Raw genomic sequence first — 21897 nt, forward strand, 5'->3', positions numbered from 1 at the left:
TAAATAGTAGTTAATAAACAAAGTCCAGATGTAATGTCTGGGCTTTTTTCATTATGTATTTATCGAGTAGATCAAATATGTATAATTTCATTGTCATGAAGCAACTTATCACCTCGTAATCTTAAAAAGATTTGAGCTACAGCAATCGTATCTTTTTCGCAATAGGTTATGATGCGATCTATATTGTTCTCTTTATAGTATACATTGTAAACTTCACTACCATCAATATCATCTTTAGGAGAAGGAATACCTAAAACATTGGTTAATAACTTCAAGGATGTATAAGACTTATAATCTCCAAATTTCCAAAGGTCAAGCGTGTCTAAATGAGGAACTTCCCATGGTTTTTTTCCAAAAAGATTTAGTTTATAAGGCAATTCAATATGATTAATGATCATTCGCCTAGCGATATAAGGAAAATCAAATTCTTTGCCATTATGTGCGCAAAGTAAATGTTTGGTTTGGCTAAAATGAGAAATCAAAAGGTTTTTAAAGTCTTTAAGGATTTTAACCTCATCTCCGTAAAAAGAAGTTACTCTGAACGCTCTTATTTCGCCTTTATATGTAAAGTAACCTACAGAAATACATATGATTTTCCCAAACTCTGCCCAAATACCAGCACGATCATAGAATTCTTCAGATGTAAACTCATCTCGTCTTTGATATTGTGTTTTAAGTTCCCAAAGTTGCTGCTTTGTATTATCTAGATCTGAAAAATGTTCTGTTTCTGGAACAGTTTCAATATCTAGAAATAAAATATGTTCTAAATTAAGCTTAGAAATCATAAGTTACGCTTTTGATGATTTTACAAGTGAAGCACATTGTTTTCCAAAAATTGCAGCAATTCCTGCAGCTAGTCCACCAATAACTCCTGTAATTAAAATAAGTAGATATGGATTTCCTTCTAAAGGGAATAAAACAGCTATTTTTTTTGCTAGTGTAAAATCATTTGTGCTACTCAACCAAAACGCATAAATCATCCAAAACAAAGCGATAGCTATAAAAGGAATAAAAAAAACAGCGCTTTTTTTTAAAGGAAAAACGATGGCAGTTAAAAATGCAGCCAACATAATAGACCACCAAGGTAGAATTTGTGATAATAACAATGCAATAAATATAGTTGCAATAAAATTTGTTAGATTTTTTTTCATTGTTTTGGTGTTAGGGTTTGTGTTGATATGATTTTTTCGGTATGGTTTTGGTCCTGCATAAATAAAAGATTATAGTAGTTTCCAACAGCCCAATCGTCTATAAAATTATCGTAATAAATACTACCCGGATTTCCAGATTGACCACCTGGATAAATGCCATAAGCTTTAGGGGGAGAGGACATTTCAACAATCATTCGCCAAGAAGGCCCAAAGTTCTCACCAGCTGCATTTACTATTTCTTTATCGCCTCCAATAGGCAAATCAAACCTAGAAAAAGCTGGTAACGATTGTAATAAATGACCAACATAAGTTCCTTTGTAATATTGCCAACTATAATTTCCATTTTTAGTTTTCCAGTCTGTCAATTCTTTTGCAGCAGCTTTAAAGGCAATCAAAAATAAATCATGCGATGTTTCTTTTTCAGGAGTATCCAAGATATCCATAAATGAATCATTAGGCCTATTTTTCAACAGAGTAATGGCATCATATGATGTAGGTTTAATTAACACCAGATCTTCTTTTTGGTCATATTCATCCCAGATTAATGCATATAAATTATTCCACCATGAATCCCAAATACTTGGCGCTAACTTTTCAGTATCACTGTAAAAGTTCCAAGCTTTAATAGTAGAAAGAAGCTCTTGTTCTTCAGTAGTTAAATTAGATGTATCCATGTGCTTAAACATATATGGTAACAAATCTGAAGCTTTCTTATTAAGATTATTATTTTGTAAGTCTTTAAAATCTTGAATATTGAATTTATCCTTAGATCTAAAAAAATCATTAATTACTCTGGTGCGATAGGCATCATAATTATCATTGAATACATAAAAAGGATATAGCGAATCTGTAGGGTGCTGATTTGAAGAACTCACATAGCCTTGCTCAGGATTTTTAGTATGCGCGTTAAATTTTCTTGGAATAAAACTTTGCCAATCATGATCTGGATTACTTCCATCCATTAAAAATTTCCCTTGTCCTTCCCATTTATTTGGAAATTGTCCTTGAACCCAAAGTGCAATATCACCTTCGGATGAGGCAAATACAAAATTTTGAGCTGGAGCTACATGATTTGCTATAGCGTCTTTGTAATCATTGTAATTTTTAGCGCTATTAAGTTTTAAAAAGAGCTTTGTAAAGTTATGTCCAATGTGTCCAGCCCATTTCATGGCATAACCCATTTTTTCATCATCGCTTTTAAAGGTATGATCATAACTTACTGGTCCATGATGTGTATAAATTACAGAATCTTTAAAAGTCTCTTTGCCTTTTATTTTTATATGTTCAACTTTAAGATTGGTGTTTTTCCAGTCATTTCCATGTTTGTACTTAGCTCTAGTTTCGTCTTCAAATTCTATTTTGTACCAATCTTTAACGTCTCTGGTGGCGTTTGTAACTCCCCAAGAAATATCTTCATTAAAACCAATTATAATCCCTAAAGCTCCAGGTAATGTTGCGCCTAATACATTTTGATTAGGAGAATTTAATTGCATTACAAACCAAATAGATGGTAGTTTTAATCCTAAATGAGGATCGTTAGCTAAAATAGCGTTGCCTGAGTAAGATTTATCTGGTCCTACTGCCCAATTATTACTACCAAGTTGAGCGTCTGGTTTTTCCATTACCGAAGACAAAGAATCTAAGGGTTGTTTACTCTGAGGTTTTTTAGTTCTTTCAATATCAATAAAGCTCCAATCTGTTTCTGAAGGAATAACAGGTTCATGAAAATCATAAAAATCTGGATATAACATATCAAAGCGGTCTTTGCCTAATTCCCTTAGTAAATTTGTATACTCTAAATCTTTATCTCCACCACATAACATATCTGTCATATACATTAATAAATGCATGGTTTTATCAATATTCCATGCCTCTGGTTGATAGTCTAATAATTTATATTCAACAGGATAATCTTCTGGTATTAATTGGTTAATGTATGCGTTAACACCATCACTGTAAGCTTCAAGATATTTAAGAGATTTTGGATCTTTCTTTATAACGTCTAAACTGTTTTCCGCACCATAAAGCATTCCCTTCCTACGTTGTGTTCTATCAAAGTTTAATGCTTTTTCTCCTATGATCTCAGAAAGTCTTCCAGCAGCAGCAAAGGTCTGAAACTCCATTTGCCATAACCTGTGTTTGGCAGTGATATATCCTTGAGCTTTATATAAATCGTAATCATTTTCAGCAAATACATGCGGTATGAGTTGTGCATCATAATGTACAATAACATCAGCTTCTATACCTTCTATTTGAAGTGAACCTTGTGTAGATTCTGTGACTTCATTTTGCCAGATCCCTTCTGATGGCGATAAAAATTTACCAATAGGAGGTAAACTCCCAAGCTTGGTATTTAACACATAAAATATAGCAACAGTTGCTATTAAGGCTGAGATGAACTTAATGTATTTCATAAAATGGTAACTATATTAAGCTAAAGATATAAATTTATAGAATATTTTCTATAAAATCAATATCGATAACTAGTTTCGTTGTTTTATTTTCTGCTTATAGTACGCTTTATCAGCGATATATAGCGTTTTATTAAAAGTAGCAATAATATTTTGTTTGTCATCAACAAGACTCATGGTTTTGACAATATCTAATTCATTTCTATTACGAACATTTTCTTTGATCTTAGTAATTTCATCATGAGAAAAAATAAATTCCCCATAAATTCTACTCTTTGCAGGTCTTTTATAGCGAGCTTCAACAGCTTTATCCCAAACCACATAATCATCTCCAAGAATTTGGATGAGTTGTATCATATAAATCGGGTCAGTTGCAGCTAACATGCTACCTCCAAATATAGAGCCTGCATAGTTTTTATTTTTCCAATTAATAGTCATGCTAATAACTACTTTGTGCAAATCATCACTGACCTCAATAATTTTAGCTGTAGTGCGTCTATACATCGGAGACCAATTAAAACCGTATCGATAAATGGTTGCAGGTTTAAAAAAGCGGTTTAAAAATTGAGTAATAACTTTATACATTAAAACAAAGATTGTTGTTTGTAAGGGCTTTCATGTTCTAATAGCCATTGTTTTCTATGAAGTCCTCCAGCATAACCTGTTAAGCTTCCGTCACTACCAATTACCCGATGACATGGCACTATGATCCATAAAGGATTTTTGCCGTTAGCATTAGCTACAGCTCTAATAGCTTTTACATCTCCTAATTGTTTTGAGAGTTCAAGATAAGATAAGGTCTTTCCGTATGGAATTTGTTCTAATTGTTTCCAAACCCTTTTTTGAAAGGGCGTGCCTTCTGCATTTAAGATTAAGTCGAATTCTTTGCGAGAGCCATCAAAATATTCTTGAAGTTGAGTGACACAATCTTCAAGTATGGTAGGAATAATGTCTGTTGTTTGAACTTTAGAATTTAATACGGTTACTTCTGCTATGCCACTTTCATCACCAACTATTTTGGTAAAACCTAAAGGCGATTTAATGATGCATGTCTCCATTACTCTATTGATTATCTTCAGAAGATTCATCTTCAAGAATGCCAAGCTTTTTAGCTCTAGATTCCCAGCTTTTTCTAGCCATGTATTGAAGGTCAGAAACATTATCGCTTTCATCCATGATCTCTAGACCGAGAAGTGTTTCTATTACATCTTCCATAGTCACTAAGCCACTTACTGAGCCATATTCATCAACAACAAGGGCCATATGGTTTCTGCTTTCTACTAATTTTTCAAATAACTTTGGGATAGGCAAATTACGTTCAACCACAATGATTTGTCGTTTAAGTTCAGCTAACTTTTTTGTGCCATTGTCTAAAGCCATTTCTTTGAAGACCTCATCTTTTAACACCAACCCTTTAATGTTGTCAGGATTTCCAGAGTAGATAGGAATTCTTGAGAAACGAAGGTTCATATTCTTTTTAAAGAAAGCTTCAACGGTAGTTTTTTCGTCTTCAGCTTTCATAACCGTTCGAGGTGTCATGACATCTTTCGCAAATACTTCCTTAAAGGTCAGTAGGTTTTTAATGATTTTACTCTCGTTTTCTTGAAACACACCCTCTTCATGAGCCATATCTGCCATGACTAAGAAACCTTCTCTGCTTAATACACTTCCGTGACCTTTACCACCGATAAGTTTGGTGGTGAGTTGTAATATCCATAAAATGCCAGTCCATTTTAAAGGAAAGATTAAGATATTCAATGCTTTGGTAGTAAAGTTAGCCAGTTGTTTCCAGTATGTGGCACCAATAGTTTTAGGAATGATCTCAGAAGCAACTAAAATCAAAATAGTCATGAGGGTAGAAACCACACCAACCATAACATCTTCAGTAAATCTAAGACCAAAAACAGTGTAACTTTCACTACCATAAAGTTCGGCATAGGCTACTTTTGCCTGTACACCAACTAAAATAGCTCCAACCGTATGAGCAATGGTATTGAGTGTTAGAATAGCAATTAATGGACGATCTACATCTTTTTTGAGAGTTTCTAAATCTTCAGCATAAGTTTTTCCTTCGCTTTTTTTTACGTTGAGAAATGTTGGTGTTATACTTAATAAAACTGCTTCGAGAATAGAGCATAAAAATGAAAAGAAAATAGAAATGAGCGCGTAAAAGATAAGTAATCCCATGAATTGGTTTGAGTTTATAACTACAAATTTATTGAAATTAAACTAATTGGTATAAGATAATAAATCTGAAATGTCTTTATCGGTGAGTTGTGGAAAACTTATACAGGTTTGATTATAACCTTTACTTTGAATTTCATGTTTATTTCCACGAATATAATTGTATAGACTTAACGAGTCGTATGTTTCAGAAACACCTCTAAGTGAAGGACCAGTCATTTTTTTATCTAATTTATGACAAGCGGCACAATTGGTATTGAATATTGTTTTACCTTCAGAAGAAGATTCGTTATGAAAAGCTTGGGTACCACAGAAAAACGTATCGTTTTTTACTCCGCAACCAAGTAATTTTTGGGGCTTATTGAACACTAAAAACAAAAGTCCTAAACCTGAAAGTATAATAAAACTAGAAATGTAGATTAAACGTTTCATTAATTAGTATAATAGCTTGACCACATCTTTTGCAAAATAACTTGCAATGATATTAGCACCTGCACGTTTGATAGCCGTTATTTGTTCTAGCATTACAGCATCATGATCTAGCCATCCTTTTTCGGCAGCAGCTTTAAGCATAGCATATTCGCCAGATACTTGATAAACGGCTACAGGTACATCAACCTCATTTTTAATTTCACGAACGATATCTAAATAACATAGACCAGGTTTTATCATCACAATATCTGCACCTTCATCAATATCCATTTCAGTTTCTTTAATAGCCTCAAAACGATTGGCAAAATCCATTTGATAGGTTCTTTTGTCTTTTGGAATGTCTTTTAAATCTACAGGTGCAGAATCTAAAGCATCACGAAAAGGGCCATAAAATGCTGAGGCATACTTAGCTGAATAACTCATAATACCTGTATCTGTAAACCCATGCCCTTCTAAAGCTTCACGAATGTTCAAAATGCGTCCATCCATCATATCACTTGGTGCTACAAAGTTGGCGCCAGCTTCGGCATGAGAGAGGCTCATTTCGGCTAAAACATCTGAAGTAGCATCGTTAATTATTTTGCCATGTTCAACGATACCATCATGACCATGGGTAGAATAAGGATCTAAAGCAACATCTGTCATGACCAACATATCTGGACAAGCATTTTTTACGGTTTTAATGGTGCGTTGCATCAATCCGTTAGGATTTAAAGCTTCAGCGCCTTTATTGTCTTTTAAATTATCGGGTACTTTTACAAATAATAATACCGATTTTAAACCAAGTTTCCATAGTTCTTTCACCTCGTGTTCAAGTAGATCCAAACTGTAGCGAAAGTAATTTGGCATAGATTCAATCTCTTCTTTAACGCCTTTGCCTTCTACTACAAAAAGTGGTACTAAAAAATCGTTTGGAGAGATGATGGTTTCTCTAACTAAGCTTCTAATAGCGCCGTTAGTTCTTAATCTTCGGTTTCGTCTTAATGGATACATAATTAAACCCAGTTTTTTGGTTGTTGTAATACTTTAATTAATTTTTCCTCTTCGCTTCCAGGCTCAGGATGATGGTCATACACCCATTGTACATGAGGAGGTAGGCTCATCAAAATACTTTCTATTCGTCCATTGGTCTTTAATCCAAATAGAGTGCCTTTGTCATGAACTAAATTGAATTCGACATAACGACCACGTCTAATTTCTTGCCAATTTCGTTGTGTTTTAGTATAGTTTGAATTCTTTCGTTTTTCAACGATTGGAACGTAAGCTTCAAGAAAACTATTTCCAACTTCAGTTACAAAATCGTACCAGTTTTGCATGCTCATGTCTTCCGATTTTTTGCAATAATCAAAGAACAAACCACCAATACCTCTGCTTTCATTGCGATGTGAATTGTAAAAGTATTCATCACATCTCACTTTGTATTTTGGATAAAATTCTGGATTGTGTTTGTCACACGCCGTTTTGCAGGTTAAGTGAAAGTGTTTAGCATCTTCTTCAAACAAATAATAAGGCGTAAGATCTTGTCCGCCACCAAACCACTGGTCTACAATTGTTCCATTTTGATCATACATTTCAAAATAGCGCCAATTAGCATGAACAGTTGGAATCATTGGATTTTTTGGATGCAAAACTAAGCTTAATCCACAGGCAAAGAAATCGGCATCTTTAACTCCAAAATACTGTTGCATACTATTAGGTAGCTTTCCATGAACACCAGAAATATTAACACCACCTTTTTCAAACACATTCCCGTTTTCAATAACACGAGTTCGCCCACCTCCACCTTCAGGTCGTTTCCATAGATCTTCTTGGAATTTTGCTTTACCATCAATTACTTCTAATTTAGAAGTAATGGTATTTTGAAGCTCTTGTATGTAGTTAAAGAATTTATCTTTCAAAATTTAGTTTTTATGTAATTCATATAATTCAACATCTATGGGTTGGTTTCCTAATGAAATAAAACCATTTTCAACAGTTTTTTGCCATTTAAAACCACAACGTTTAGCAACGTTAATACTAAAGAGATTACTTTTATGTACAATAATTTGAAAACGTTCTAACCCTAAGTGGTCTATTGCATAAGGGATTAGGTTTTTTAATGCCTTACTAGCTAACTTTCTCCCTGTAAAGTTATAGTCTATACAGTAGGCAAATTCACCTTGTTTTTTTTGCCAATCTAATTTTTTAATGAATATAAGTCCAGCGAGTTGCCGTGTTTCAGAATGTTTAAGTGTGAATAAAAAAAGCGCTTTTTGATTAAATTCTTTTACTTTTTGCTGGACATAGAGTTGAGATAAAGACGGATTGGAATTCTGCTCTAATGTTTTAGGAAAATATAACTTTATTCGATCGGTATTTGAAACTATAAAGTCACATAATTTCCAGGAATCGCCTTCATGGATTGGATTAATTTCAAAACCATCAAATGGAGTGATCATGACGCTATAGTTTTTTGTTCTGAAAGCAAGTGCTCTTCTTTTAAAAGTGAAACCGTTTTTAGTGAAGCTGCAGTAACACTCATTGGTAAAACAAGAATAACACCTATAACTGGAATCAGTAAAAACAGTATAAATACAATACCATTACCAATGGCTATCCCCTTATGTTTTCTAACAAATTGAATGCTATCTCTATATTTGAAGTGGCGCTCTAATGTGTAATCCATATTACCAAAGCCCGCATAATAGGCTTGAATTAAGAAAAGTAAAACAGTAGAAAATATATTAACAATAGGAATGAGTTTAAGCAGCAAGATAGGGATGGTAATCAATAATTCTTTTGCTAGGTTTCGCATGTTTATTCTAATACCTCTCCAAAGTTGTTCTTTGAATGACGTATTTCTATGTTCATGTGATTCCTTACCCATTAAATGAGCTTCTATCTTTTCAGAAACAGGGCTCATAAAAGGCGCAGACAAAGCCATGATGATATGTTTATACAAAATAAGTCCTATAGCTAAGACTACAATAGCACCAATAAGTGTTGAGATGGCTGTAAAAGTTTCTTTACCAAAATCCCAAACCCAAATTTTTGCAATAAAACGACCAATATTATCTGAAAGCCCATAAGCCGACAAACCAATAATGATAGCAGTGATCACACTAATCGCTATTGGAATAAAAAAGTACTTCCAAAGCTTAAGCTTTGAAATCAAGCTCAACGCTCCTGAATAAGCTTGTATGCCTTTAAATATATTTTTTATCATAGTTATACTGCTATATCTTCTTTTAAAACTTCACGCTCTTCTTGGGTTATGTTTTTTGACCAAATGGCAAGCCCAAAAGTGAGTACACCTAGTCGTCCTATGAACATTAGTATTATCACAACACCTTTACTAAATAGTGATAAATCTCCTGTGATCCCTCTACTTATTCCTACTGTTCCTAAAGCTGAAGCTACTTCAAATAAAATATCTTTAAAATCAAACGTATCAACAAATGTGATTAAAAAAGTACCTATCCCAATAATTGTAGTATAAAAAATAAAGGCCGAAGTAGCAATGTATAAGCGTTCGTATGGAATGATTCGCCCCAAAAAAGTAATGTTTTTACTGCCTCGTAATCTACTTTTCATAATAGAGAATACTGCAGTAAGTGTGGTGATCTTAATTCCTCCCGCTGTTCCAGATGGAGATGCACCAACATACATCAAGATAACACATATAATGAGCATAGCTTGAGAGAAGCCTCCAAAATCAATAGTATTAAACCCAACTGTAGTCATTGCAGTCATACATTGAAAAAAGGCAGCTAAAAACCTTGATGAATAATCTAGGGTTGTGATTGTAGGCTCGAAAAAATAAAAGAAACTGGTGCCGAATGTGAGTAAGATTATAAAACCATAAAAAATGATTTTAGTCGTAAAGCTCAGTTTATGTGCCTTGTTTTTGATCATCATTCCGAAATCGGTTATTACAATAAAGCCTAATGAACCACAAATCGCTAACATTGATATGATGAAGTTTATAAAGCTATTATCTACATAATCAACAAAACTGTTGTTAAACAAACTAAAGCCAGCAGTACAAAATGTACTTATACTATGAAAAACAGATGACCAAATGGCCTCTAATGTATTCATCCCTTCACCTTTAAATGCTATAAAAAAAAGAATAGCACCTAATGTTTCCATGATGAGTGTAAATAGGATGACAGACTTTATAAAATCTTTGATTTTAATTGTAACTGGTAAAGTGAATTCTGTCGATAGAATTTTTTTGTGCCATAGCGTCATTCTTCGAGTTGTAGATAATAACATGAATGTGGTAAAGGTTAGGTAACCAATACCACCAAGCTGAATTAATATCATAATGATAAACTGACCGAAAAAATTATAGGTATCAAATATTGATACAGTCACTAAGCCTGTAGTAGAAACTGCAGAGGTAGCAATAAATAAATGGTCTAATAGAGGAGCACTTTGTTTTTGGAAAAAAGGTAAACACAATAAAATAGCACCTAAAAGGATATAAGTAAGAAACCCATAAAATAAGTTTTGTTGTGGTGTCCAACCCTTTTTTAAAAGAACATATCGCTTTGCTAATTTCTGAAAAGGTATACCCATTTTAAGTTTTGTATTCTTTTACAGCATCTATAAATGCTTTTGCGTTTTCAAGCGGAATATTTGGTAAGATTCCATGCCCTAAATTAACAATATACTTGTCTTTTCCGAAATCATCAATCATCTGATGCACCATTTTTTTGATTTCTGAAGGCGGTGAGAATAATCGGGTTGGATCAAAATTACCTTGTAGTGTAATGTTTCCTCCAGTTAAATAACGTGCATTTTTAGCAGAGCATGTCCAATCAACGCCAAGAGCTGATGCTCCTGATTTAGCCATTTCTCCTAATGCAAACCAACACCCTTTACCAAAGGCAATAACAGGAGTGTCGTCTTTTAATGCATCAATGATTTGTTGAATGTATTGCCATGAAAATTCTTGATAATCAACAGGAGACAGCATACCTCCCCAAGAATCGAATACTTGTACTGCATTACACCCAGCTTTTACTTTTTCTTTTAAATAGGCAACTGTAGTGTCTGTGATTTTTTGCAATAACTCATGTGCTGCTATTGGGTTCGTAAAGCAAAATTCTTTAGCCTTATCAAAATTTTTGCTGCCTTGCCCTTGTACACAGTAGCATAAAATAGTCCATGGCGAACCTGCAAAACCTATTAATGGTATCTCATTATTGAGTTTTTCTTTTGTGGCTTTTATAGCCTCATAAACATAATTCAATGCTTCTTTAACATCTGGAACAATAACGTTGTCAACATCTCTTTGCGAACGAACAGGGCTTGGTAGATAAGGACCAAAATTTGGTTTCATCTGAACCTCAATGTTCATTGCCTGAGGGATTACTAAAATATCGCTAAATAAAATTGCAGCGTCCATTCCGTATCTTCTTATGGGCTGAACAGTAATCTCGCTTGCTAATTCTGGAGTTTGACATCGTGTAAAGAAATCATATTTGGCTTTAATTTCCATAAATTCTGGGAGGTAACGACCAGCTTGGCGCATCATCCATACAGGTGGACGTTCTACGGTTTTTCCTTTTAATGCTCTTAAAAATAAATCGTTTTTTATCATTTTAAACGTAATGTTCGTTCACTAATTCTATGACACTTTCTACAGTAGGTACTTTGGCTATTCTCACATCCTTAAAGTGTTTGCTTGCTTCTTTTGCTGTGGTTTCACCAATGCAAAATGCAATTACATCATCATCATTCTCTTGTTTATAGCTCTGTACGGTTGATGGACTATAAAACATGACACCTTCAACCGTCTCTTTTATCTTTTTTGAATCGTATTTAGTTTCATAAGCAATAACCTCATTAACTTCAATATGATTTTCTTTTAAAATAGCAGGTAATTCATCTAATCGAATATCACTACAAAAGTAAGTCACTTCAGTGCCATCCATATACTCTACAAGATATTCAGCTAGTTTTTTAGAGTTGTTTTCAATATGCTTTACCTTACCAATTTTGCGTTCAACCATACGCTTTGTTCGCCTGCCTACGCAATAAATGTTTTTAAATTTCAGAGTTTCAGCTGAGAAATTCATTAGTAATGCCTCAACAGTATTTTTACTAGTTATAATGACATTTTTTGGACTAGGGTTCAACACTCTTTGCGTCATTCTATTCAAACTTATTTTTATAAAGTCTGAGCTTTCACTAATAACATTATCATGAAACAATTGCTTTTGATCGTCTGTTAAGGTTTTTGTTGAATAGATGTTTACTTCTCCAGAAGATTTTTTTAAATCGTCCATTAATCGGTTTCCGCCACGTTCGATAATAAAATTGGCACAAAAATCAGCTAAATCATCGTGCTTACCTAATTTAACGGTACGTTGGACTTCTATTTTTTTACTTCCATCAAGGCTTAATAAGACGCCTTGAAAATGCACTTCTTCATTTTTTATAAACGCTAAAGCACCAATAGGTGCTGAACAACCGCCTTCTAAAAGATTTAAGAATTTACGTTCAATGGATGTGCAAATGTGTGTTTCTTCATGATTTATTTCTGCACAAATAGCTCTGATATCCTTATCATCTTCTAAAGCAGTAACCATAACAGCGCCTTGAGCTGGTGCAGGAACCATCCAGTCTAAATTAAAAGCTTCTTCTGGACGCAAACCGATGCGACCTAAACCAGCGGCAGCAAAAATTGCAGCATTCCAATTGTTGTCTTTTAGTTTTTGTAACCGAGAATTAACATTACCACGAAGATCTACTAAAGTATGAGTAGGGTAATGGTTTAACCATTGTGCTCTTCGGCGTAAACTACCAGTTGCAATTATAGCATCGCGTTGCGATAAAAATTCTTCATTGTCTTTATATACAAGACAATCTTTAACATTTCCTCGTTTTAAAACTGCTGCTTGAACAATACCTTTTGGCAACAAGGTAGGTACATCTTTAAGTGAATGGACTGCAATGTCAATTTCTTCATTTAGCATTGCAATATCTAATGTTTTTGTAAAAACACCAGTAATCCCTAGTTCATAAATGGGTTTATTAAGTACTAGGTCACCTGTAGATTTTACAGGAATCAATTGCGTTTTATAACCTAAATGTTCTAACTGTTTTTGTACGGTTTTAGCTTGCCATAATGCTAATTCACTGTCACGAGTTCCAATTCTTATAATTTTAGACATTGTCTGTAGTTGCTTCTAGTTGAAACACTTTTTTTATGAGTTCTAAACTATCATCAGTTGATACATCATCACCTTTTAAATGATGTGCAAAATGGTTGGTAATTTTTTGAATGATGTTATTACTAATCAGTTCAGCTTGTACTTCATTGAAATCATTCATCTTTTTACGTTGTGTATCTAACTCGGCATTAGCAAAGTCTGTAAGTTTATGTTTTAATGCCTTGATAGTTGGTGCAAATTTGCGAGTTGTTAGCCAGGCATTGAATTCGGTTTTAATCTCTTCAATTATTATTTCAGCGAAAGGAATATGAGCTTTTCTTCGCTCTAAAGTGTCATCTGTGATCTGCGAAAGGTCGTCTAAATGAATTAGTGTAACATTGTCTAGGTCTGTGACGTTAGGATTAACATTTTTAGGAATAGACAAGTCTAAAATCAACAACGGTTTAGGTGTTTGAATGCAATATTTATCAATGGTAGGGTTTTGAGCTCCCGTGGCTACAATCAAAATATCTGAAGTATTGACTTCTTCTTGAAGATTTGCATAATCTTTAACAATCAAGTTAAATTTTCCAGCTATAGCTTCAGCTTTAGTTTTGGTTCTATTGATTAAAGTAATATGCTCATTTTTGGTATGTTTCACCAGGTTTTCACATGTGTTTCTTCCAATTTTACCTGTACCAAAGAGTAGAATATTTTTCTCTGAAATGTGTGAGATTGTGTTCATAATGTATTGAACAGATGCAAACGCTACAGAAGTAGCACCAGATGATATTTCAGTTTCAGTTTTGATACGTTTTGAGGCTTGAATCACTGCATTTACCAAACGCTCTAAGAAAGGGTTGAATAGTCCATGAACTTTTGATAGTTTAGCACTAACCTTTATTTGGCTTATAATTTCAAAATCACCAAGAATTTGACTGTCTAAGCCAGATCCAACACGAAACATGTGAGATATTGCATCTTTATTTTTATATACGTAAGCTACTTTTTGAAATGCCTCAACAGTACCTTTTGTATTGTCACAAAGCAGTTGAATAAGTTGATAAGGATGTTCTGCAAAACCATAAATTTCAGTTCTGTTGCATGTTGAGGTCACAATCAGGCTTTCAATACCATTTTGTTTTGCTTGTTCTAACACAGCAAGTTTCGAGTTGTCATCCAAACTAAAATGACCACGAACTTCAGCATCAGCCTTTTTGTAGCTCAATCCTATAGCATAAAATGTAGTGCCTCTCGATATATTGTAGTGCTCCATACCTGATTTGGAAAATTACGAGAACAAAAATAAAAAGTGTAAGTAATAAAAAACAACGCTAGAAGAACTTTAAGTATCGTTTGTGGTTTTTTAATAAGAATTCTTATTATTATATGATAAATGTCATATTTTTGCAGTAATATCAATGGATTAAACCACATTAGTTTAGAATGAATCTAAATAGTATTAAAAATAATTCTGAAATTTTGAACTTAAAAAATATCGCTAGCGGTTCTTTTGAAGAGACGAAATTAGATGATGGTTTTTTCGTACTTACTTATCAAAATGAAAATAGTAAAACACAAACTCTTGAACGTGAGATCGATAGTAGCTATATTCAATTTCATTTTTGTTTAAAGGGGGCAAGTGAATTTATATTTAATAAAGGAAATTATCGTTTAAAGATAGAAGAGGAAAATTCGTTGTTATTATATAATCCACAACGTGATCTTCCAATCCATTTAGAGATTAGCCCTAACTCTTGGCTGGTTTCTGTTTTAATATCAATAAAGAAATTTCATGGCTTATTCTCACAAGAAGCAGATTACATAACTTTTTTGAGTGATGATAATAAGGACAAAAAATATTATAAAGATGGAAAGATTTCGCCTTCAATGGCAATAGCACTCAACCAACTCATTAATTTTAATTTGAATACATCTATTAAAACACTGTATTTTAAAGGGAAGGTGTTAGAATTATTAAGTTTATATTTCAACAGAAATGAAGACGCTAACATAGAGCAATGCCCATTCCTAGTCGATGAGACTAACGTTATTAAAATACGAAAAGCTAAGGATATAATCATTTCGCGTATGGCTGAACCACCAACCTTACAAGAACTCTCTGAAGAGATAGGTTTAAGTCTTAAAAAACTCAAAGAAGGGTTTAAACAAATCTATGGTGATTCGGTATTTAGTTTTTTAGTTGATTATAAAATGGAAGTTGCTAGGAAATTACTTGAAGCGGGCGATCATAATGTTAATGAGGTTGGTCTAAAAGTAGGATATAGTACTTCAAGTCATTTTATTGCGGCATTTAAAAAAAAATATGGAACTACACCTAAAAAGTATTTGATGGCTTTAGGATAAAACTACTAATGGAATTATAATTATTTAAAGCTTAAAAAATACTGTCGTATTTTTGCAAAATAAATTGCTAAAAGAAAACTATACTATATGAAAGGAGTCTTACTCGTAAATTTAGGTTCTCCAGATAGTCCTGAACCAAAAGACGTCAAACGATATTTAGGTGAATTTTTAATGGACGAGCGAGTTATTGATGTGCCGCTTTGGGCTAGAACACTTCTGGTTAAAGGGATTATTCTAAATACTCGCCCAAAAGCTTCAGCAAAAGCCTATCAAAAGATATGGTGGGAAGATGGCTCACCATTAATTGTGATTTCAGAACGCTTACAACAAGCTATTCAAAAACAAACAAATATACCTGTTAGCTTAGCCATGCGCTATGGAAGTATGACGATAAAAAATGGTATTCAAGAGTTAATAGATAAAGGTGTTGATGATGTATTTTTAATTCCATTGTATCCTCAGTTTGCTATGGCTACTACTGAAACTATTCTAGTATTAGCAGAAGATATTAGAAAGACCTGCTTTCCAAATATAAAAATTAGTGACTTACCAGCTTTTTATAACAACAGCAGTTACATAGATGTCTTGTCAAACTCTATTAAAAGACATTTGAATGGTAAGGATTATGAACACTTACTATTCTCATATCATGGTGTACCTGAACGACATATTAGGAAGAGTGACGTAACAAGATCTCATTGTAAAATTGATGGTAGCTGTTGTATCACACCATCTCCTGCACATGAATTTTGTTACAGACATCAGTGCATAGAGGTTACAAGATTAGTTGCCGAAATGCTTAACTTAGAAGAAGGCACTTATTCAACATCGTTTCAATCGCGATTAGGATTTGACCCATGGTTACAGCCATATACCGATAGAACAATAGAACGTTTAGGTAAAGAAGGTGTCAAAAAAATGGCAATAGTAACACCAGCGTTTGTTAGTGATTGTCTTGAGACTCTTGAAGAAATTGCAATGGAAGGCGAAGAAATCTTTCATGAAATGGGAGGAGAGGAGTTTACAACAATCCCTTGTTTAAATGATAATGACGAATGGGTTGCTTTATTATCAAATTGGATAAACAAATGGGCTATGACTGAAACGGTTACTGCATAATGACTAATACGGCTTCAAAAGATCTAGGGACGCAACCCATAGGAAAACTACTCATAAAACAGGCGGTTCCAGCATCGATAGGTATTTTGGTAATGTCACTTAATATCTTAGTTGATACTATTTTTGTTGGCCAATGGATTGGTTCTATAGCAATTGCAGCTATCAATGTAGTGCTTCCAGTTTCTTTCTTCATAGCAGCTCTTGGTATGAGTATTGGTATTGGTGGTTCGTCAATAATTTCTAGAGCTCTTGGCGCTAATAACAATACAAAAGCGTTACAAACATTTGGTAACCAAATTACATTAACACTTTTGTTAACAACATTATTGGTTGTGCCTGGATTATTATTCGTTGATAATATAATTCCAACATTTGGAGGTAAAGGTGCTATTTTCGACCCTGCAAAAATCTACTATACTATTGTTCTTTATGGAATTCCTTTTTTGGCATTGTGCATGATGGGAAATACAGTCATAAGAGCAGAAGGCAAGCCAAAATTTGCCATGTACGCTATGATGATTCCATCTGTAGGAAACCTTGTTTTAGATTATGTTTTAATTAATGTTTTAGATTACGGAATGCATGGTGCTGCTTGGGCAACTACAGGGTCCTACTTCTTGTGCTTGGCGTATATTGTTTGGTTTTTTCTGTCTAAAAATTCAGAGCTAAAACTTACAAATTGTTATTTCAGACTAAGACTCCCAATCATTAAAGAAATTGGCGCATTAGGTTTTGTAACCTTGTCCAGACAAGCAGTAGTAAGTATTACTTATTTATTCATGAATAATATTTTATTTGACCTTGGTGGAGAAACTTCAGTAACAGCATACGCAATAGTAGGTCGAATGCTGATGTTTGCATTGTTTCCTGTATATGGTATAACCCAGGGCTTCCTTCCTATTGCTGGATTTAATTATGGTGCTAATGAGTATAATCGCGTAAAGCTAACCATTGCTACAGCTTTGAAATATGCTGCAGGCTTAGCTACAATAATATTTATCTTACTAATGATTTTCCCAGAGCCTATTACAAAGTTATTTACTACTGATTCTGAGGTTATTCAAGAAACACCATCAGCAATGCGTTGGGTGTTTGCAGCAACACCAATTATAGCTATTCAGTTAATTGGAGCTGCATATTTTCAAGCCGTAGGCAAAGCCATTCCTGCGTTATTATTAACGTTGACTAGACAAGGATTTTTCTTTATTCCACTTATTTTAATTCTCCCTAATTTTTATGGTGAGCTAGGTGTTTGGATGTCGTTTCCAATAGCAGATGTCTTATCCACCATAGTTACTGGTATCTTTTTACATCGTGAGGTCAAGTTAAATTTAATTCGTAAACCTATTTAATGTGTTTTAATTATTAATTTTAAGGCATGTTAGTTAAATTAGTATACACATGAGATTATACATATCATTACTCTGTTTTTTATCCTTTGGAATTTATTCAAGTTTATATGCACAACCCTTTGATGAATCTCAATACGAAGCATTAGAATATCGGCTTTTAGGGCCTTTTAGAGGCGGAAGAAGTGCTGCCGTAACAGGCGTTCCTAACAAACCTAACTTGTATTATTTTGGATCTACAGGAGGAGGCATTTGGAAAACATTAGATGGAGGACGTACTTGGGAAAACATTTCTGATGGTTTTTTTGGCGGCAGTATTGGCGCAATAACCGTATCTAAAAGCGATCCAAATGTCATCTACGTTGGAGGCGGTGAAAAAACAGTTCGGGGCAATGTCTCTTCAGGCTATGGAATATGGAAAAGTGTTGATGCTGGTAAAACGTGGATATCTTCAGGATTAAAAAACTCGCGTCATGTGCCAAGAATAGCTGTTGATCAAACAGATCATAATACAGTTTATGCAGGTGTTTTAGGTAATATATATAAACCAACTCAAGAACGTGGTCTTTACAAAAGTACCGATGGAGGAAAAACATGGAAAAAAACATTGTTCGTTAATGATCAAGCTGGAGTAGTAGATTTATTGATTGACCCAACCAACCCAAGAATAATATATGCATCAACATGGCGAGTACAACGAACACCATATAGTTTGAGTTCAGGAGGAGAAGGGTCGGCTTTATGGAAAAGTACTGATAAGGGTGAAACTTGGACAGAAATTTCAACAAAAAAGGGTTTTCCTAAAGGAATCTTAGGAATTATTGGAGTAACAGTTTCACCTGTAAATAATCAGCGTGTTTGGGCTATGGTTGAAAACAAAGATGAAGGGGGATTGTATAGAAGTGATGACGGTGGTGACACTTGGAAACAAGTAAATAGTGAACGAAAATTACGTCAGCGCGCTTGGTATTATACTCGAGTTTATGCAGACACAAAAGATGTAGATAAAGTTTATGTGTTAAATGTACGTTACCATAAAAGTACAGATGGAGGGAAAACATTTAATACTTACAATGCACCTCATGGAGATCATCATGATTTATGGATTGCTCCTGAAAACCCAAATCGAATGATTATTGGAGATGATGGTGGCGCACAAGTAACCTACGATGGAGGTGAGACGTGGAGCACCTATCACAACCAACCTACATCACAATTTTATAGAGTTACTACAGATAATCATTTTCCATATCGAATTTACGTAGCTCAACAAGATAATTCTACACTAAGAATCCCTCACAGAACAGACGGAAGATCGATTACTGAAGATGACTGGGAGTCGACAGCTGGAGGTGAATCTGCACATATAGCAATAGACCCTGAAGATAACGATATTATTTACGGTGGCAGTTATGATGGGTTTTTAACGCGAGTAAATCACAAACGAGGTACAGTTAGAGCCATAAATGTTTGGCCAGATAACCCAATGGGTCATGGCGCAGAAGGGATGAAATATCGTTTTCAATGGAATTTTCCTATTATATTTTCGAAACATAATCCTGATCGTTTATATACATTTTCACAGCATGTTCATGTTACTGAAAATGAAGGACAATCGTGGAAAATTATTAGTCCAGATTTAACTAGAAACGTCCCAGAAAAGTTAAAATCCTCAGGAGGTCCTATCACGCAAGATAATACTTCTGTTGAGTATTACTGTACTATTTTTGCTGCTCAAGAGTCACCAATAACCGAAGGATTGCTTTGGGTGGGAAGTGATGATGGACTAATTCATTTAACCAAAGATGGTGGAAGCAATTGGGAAAATGTCACTCCTAAAGGAATGCCAGAATGGATGATGATAAATAGTATTGAGCCTAGTGCTTTTGATGCAGGAACCTGTTATGTGGCAGGGACAAAATACAAAACAGGTGATTTCAAACCATACCTTTATAAAACCAATGATTATGGGGAAACATGGCAAAAAATTACTAGTGGCATTCATCCAGAGCATTTTACTAGAGTTTTGAGAGAAGATCCAAAGCAAAAAGGATTATTATATGCAGGCACTGAAACAGGAATGTATATATCGTTCAATGATGGTCAAAATTGGGTACCATTTCAGTTAAATCTTCCAATAGTTCCTATTACAGACTTAACTATAAAAGATAATAACTTAATTGTAGCAACGCAAGGGAGAAGCCTATGGATGATGGATGACTTGACAGTTTTACATCAATTATATGACGATACAAGTTTAGAAAAGAATAGGTTATTTAAGCCTAAAGACACCTATCGTATGTCTGGTGGTTATACTAAAGAAAGTTTAACGGTAGGAACAAATCATCCAAATGGTGTTATGACATACTTCAATATAAAAAGCTATGATGAAGAGAACGATGAGATTTCACTAACCTATTTTGATCAAAAAGGAGATACGATTAAAACGTTTTCTACAAAAAATAAGAAAAAGGACAAGTTAAAAGTTAAAGAAGGAATGAATCAATTTGTTTGGGATATGACTTATGAAGGTGCGGAAAAGTTAGATGATATGATTTTATGGTGGGCAAGTTTAGATGGTCCGCAAGCGACTCCAGGAACTTATAAAGTACGTTTAAATATCAATGAAACAGAATTATCACAAACGTTCAATATCGTTGCCGATCCAAGAGCAGAAAGTACTCTAGTTGATATGCAAAAACAATTTGATTTTATTAAAGATGTGAATGCCATTATGGATAAGGCACATAAATCAATTAAGAAAATTAGAAATATTAAAAAACAGCTAACCGCTTTTGAAAGTCAATATAAAGGAGATGAAGATTTGAAACAATTATTAGAAGATGCTAAACTTCTTAAAGAAGAATTCACTAAAATAGAGGAAACTTTGTATCAAACTAAAAATCAAAGTAGACAGGATCCTCTAAACTTCCCTATTCGATTGACCAATAAGTTAGGACATCTAAATGCGTTAGTTAGTATGGGAGATTTTGCACCGACAGATCAAGATATTGCTGTTAAAAATGAATTAACTGCTCAAATAAAAATGCAACTAGATGCCTTCAATATTTTAGTGAATGACAAGATACATGCATTTAACTCTGCTTTTAACACGAAACAACTAAATTATCTATTTGTTGAAGATTAACATGGATTATTACAACTACATAAAAGCATTACATGTAATTTTTATTATCACATGGTTTGCTGGGTTATTCTATATTCCTAGGCTTTTTGTGTATCAAATTGAAGCCTTTCATAAGCCTTCACCTGATAAGGAAATTCTTGGCAAACAACTTAAATTAATGGCCAAACGCCTTTGGAATATAATCACATGGCCTTCAGCAGTATTAGCCACTTTCTTTGCTATTTGGCTATTGATTATGAGGCCTTTTTTACTTGAACAAACTTGGATGCATGTTAAACTCGCCTTTGTAGTGCTACTAATTATATATCACTTAAAAACACAACAATTCTATAAACAGCTTCAGAAAGATCAAGTTAAAAAAACCTCTAATTTTATGAGACTTTGGAATGAAGGCGCAACGTTTATTTTGTTTGCTGTTATATTTTTAGTGATCTTAAAGAATGCATTCAATTGGGTCTTCGGAGTAATAGGAATTTTCGTTTTAGGAATTTTAGTAATGCTAGGGTTCAAACTCTATAAAAATATGAGAAGCAAAAACCCTGATGCGTAACATTGGCTTAATTATTGTTACATTTATTGCGCTACAACATT

Annotated in this window: 20 protein-coding genes; 5 read left to right on the forward strand and 15 right to left on the reverse strand. The window is 33.9% G+C overall.

The window, feature by feature from the left end; all coding sequences use genetic code 11:
- Positions 1 to 71: 71 nt before the first annotated feature.
- From Q0876_RS02575 to hemA, 15 genes are all read right to left on the reverse strand, one after another.
- Complete coding sequence (locus Q0876_RS02575; protein ID WP_299223711.1) at positions 72 to 785, reverse strand: 3'-5' exonuclease; 714 nt, start codon at positions 783 to 785, stop codon at positions 72 to 74.
- Positions 786 to 788: 3 nt separating this feature from the next.
- On the reverse strand, positions 789 to 1151 hold the full coding sequence (locus tag Q0876_RS02580; protein WP_299223712.1) for a hypothetical protein: 363 nt from the start codon (positions 1149 to 1151) through the stop codon (positions 789 to 791).
- Positions 1148 to 3565, reverse strand: coding sequence for a penicillin acylase family protein (locus Q0876_RS02585; RefSeq protein WP_299223714.1), 2418 nt, complete (start codon positions 3563 to 3565; stop codon positions 1148 to 1150). The genes Q0876_RS02580 and Q0876_RS02585 overlap by 4 nt, the downstream gene beginning before the upstream one ends.
- Before the next feature lie 69 nt (positions 3566 to 3634).
- The gene (locus Q0876_RS02590; RefSeq protein ID WP_299223716.1) at positions 3635 to 4066 is read right to left on the reverse strand and encodes a PaaI family thioesterase; all 432 of its coding nucleotides are present in this window, start codon (positions 4064 to 4066) and stop codon (positions 3635 to 3637) included.
- An 80-nt stretch (positions 4067 to 4146) separates the two neighbouring features.
- Positions 4147 to 4620 (reverse strand): methylated-DNA--[protein]-cysteine S-methyltransferase, encoded by a 474-nt coding sequence (locus Q0876_RS02595; RefSeq protein WP_299223718.1) that lies wholly within the window; start codon positions 4618 to 4620, stop codon positions 4147 to 4149.
- Positions 4621 to 4624: 4 nt separating this feature from the next.
- A complete protein-coding gene (locus Q0876_RS02600) occupies positions 4625 to 5749 on the reverse strand; it encodes a CNNM domain-containing protein (protein WP_299223720.1) in 1125 nt (374 codons plus the stop codon).
- A gap of 42 nt (positions 5750 to 5791) precedes the next feature.
- Positions 5792 to 6178: a cytochrome c gene (locus tag Q0876_RS02605; protein WP_299223722.1), complete on the reverse strand. Its 387-nt coding sequence runs from the start codon at positions 6176 to 6178 to the stop codon at positions 5792 to 5794.
- A gap of 3 nt (positions 6179 to 6181) precedes the next feature.
- On the reverse strand, positions 6182 to 7171 hold the full coding sequence (gene hemB, locus Q0876_RS02610; RefSeq protein ID WP_299223724.1) for a porphobilinogen synthase: 990 nt from the start codon (positions 7169 to 7171) through the stop codon (positions 6182 to 6184).
- A 2-nt stretch (positions 7172 to 7173) separates the two neighbouring features.
- Positions 7174 to 8076, reverse strand: coding sequence for an oxygen-dependent coproporphyrinogen oxidase (gene hemF / locus Q0876_RS02615; RefSeq protein WP_299223726.1), 903 nt, complete (start codon positions 8074 to 8076; stop codon positions 7174 to 7176).
- Positions 8077 to 8079: 3 nt separating this feature from the next.
- Entirely contained in the window at positions 8080 to 8616 is a 537-nt protein-coding gene (locus Q0876_RS02620; protein ID WP_299223728.1) for a GNAT family protein, read from the reverse strand.
- Positions 8613 to 9383, reverse strand: a complete 771-nt coding sequence (locus Q0876_RS02625; RefSeq protein ID WP_299223730.1) for an EI24 domain-containing protein — start codon at positions 9381 to 9383, stop codon at positions 8613 to 8615. The genes Q0876_RS02620 and Q0876_RS02625 overlap by 4 nt, the downstream gene beginning before the upstream one ends.
- 2 nt (positions 9384 to 9385) lie before the next feature.
- Positions 9386 to 10741, reverse strand: coding sequence for a TrkH family potassium uptake protein (locus tag Q0876_RS02630; protein ID WP_299223732.1), 1356 nt, complete (start codon positions 10739 to 10741; stop codon positions 9386 to 9388).
- Position 10742: 1 nt separating this feature from the next.
- Entirely contained in the window at positions 10743 to 11768 is a 1026-nt protein-coding gene (gene hemE / locus Q0876_RS02635) for a uroporphyrinogen decarboxylase (protein ID WP_299223734.1), read from the reverse strand.
- A gap of 1 nt (position 11769) precedes the next feature.
- Positions 11770 to 13344, reverse strand: coding sequence for a hydroxymethylbilane synthase (gene hemC / locus Q0876_RS02640; protein ID WP_299223736.1), 1575 nt, complete (start codon positions 13342 to 13344; stop codon positions 11770 to 11772).
- Positions 13337 to 14599: a glutamyl-tRNA reductase gene (hemA, locus tag Q0876_RS02645; RefSeq protein ID WP_299223738.1), complete on the reverse strand. Its 1263-nt coding sequence runs from the start codon at positions 14597 to 14599 to the stop codon at positions 13337 to 13339. The genes hemC and hemA overlap by 8 nt, the downstream gene beginning before the upstream one ends.
- 170 nt (positions 14600 to 14769) lie before the next feature.
- On the opposite strand from hemA, the gene Q0876_RS02650 reads away from it, so the two are divergent.
- From Q0876_RS02650 to Q0876_RS02670, 5 genes are all read left to right on the forward strand, one after another.
- Positions 14770 to 15690 carry a helix-turn-helix transcriptional regulator gene (locus Q0876_RS02650; RefSeq protein ID WP_299223740.1) on the forward strand — a complete coding sequence of 307 codons (921 nt, stop codon included), beginning with the start codon at positions 14770 to 14772 and terminating at the stop codon, positions 15688 to 15690.
- 87 nt (positions 15691 to 15777) lie between these two features.
- Positions 15778 to 16809: a ferrochelatase gene (gene hemH, locus Q0876_RS02655; RefSeq protein ID WP_299223742.1), complete on the forward strand. Its 1032-nt coding sequence runs from the start codon at positions 15778 to 15780 to the stop codon at positions 16807 to 16809.
- Complete coding sequence (locus tag Q0876_RS02660) at positions 16809 to 18161, forward strand: MATE family efflux transporter (RefSeq protein WP_299223744.1); 1353 nt, start codon at positions 16809 to 16811, stop codon at positions 18159 to 18161. The genes hemH and Q0876_RS02660 overlap by 1 nt, the downstream gene beginning before the upstream one ends.
- Positions 18162 to 18210: 49 nt before the next feature.
- Positions 18211 to 21306, forward strand: a complete 3096-nt coding sequence (locus Q0876_RS02665; RefSeq protein WP_299223746.1) for a glycosyl hydrolase — start codon at positions 18211 to 18213, stop codon at positions 21304 to 21306.
- A gap of 1 nt (position 21307) precedes the next feature.
- On the forward strand, positions 21308 to 21856 hold the full coding sequence (locus tag Q0876_RS02670) for a CopD family protein (RefSeq protein ID WP_299223971.1): 549 nt from the start codon (positions 21308 to 21310) through the stop codon (positions 21854 to 21856).
- The last annotated feature ends 41 nt before the right edge of the window (positions 21857 to 21897 follow it).

Source organism: uncultured Psychroserpens sp., from assembly GCF_947503375.1.
GTDB lineage: Bacteria > Bacteroidota > Bacteroidia > Flavobacteriales > Flavobacteriaceae > Psychroserpens.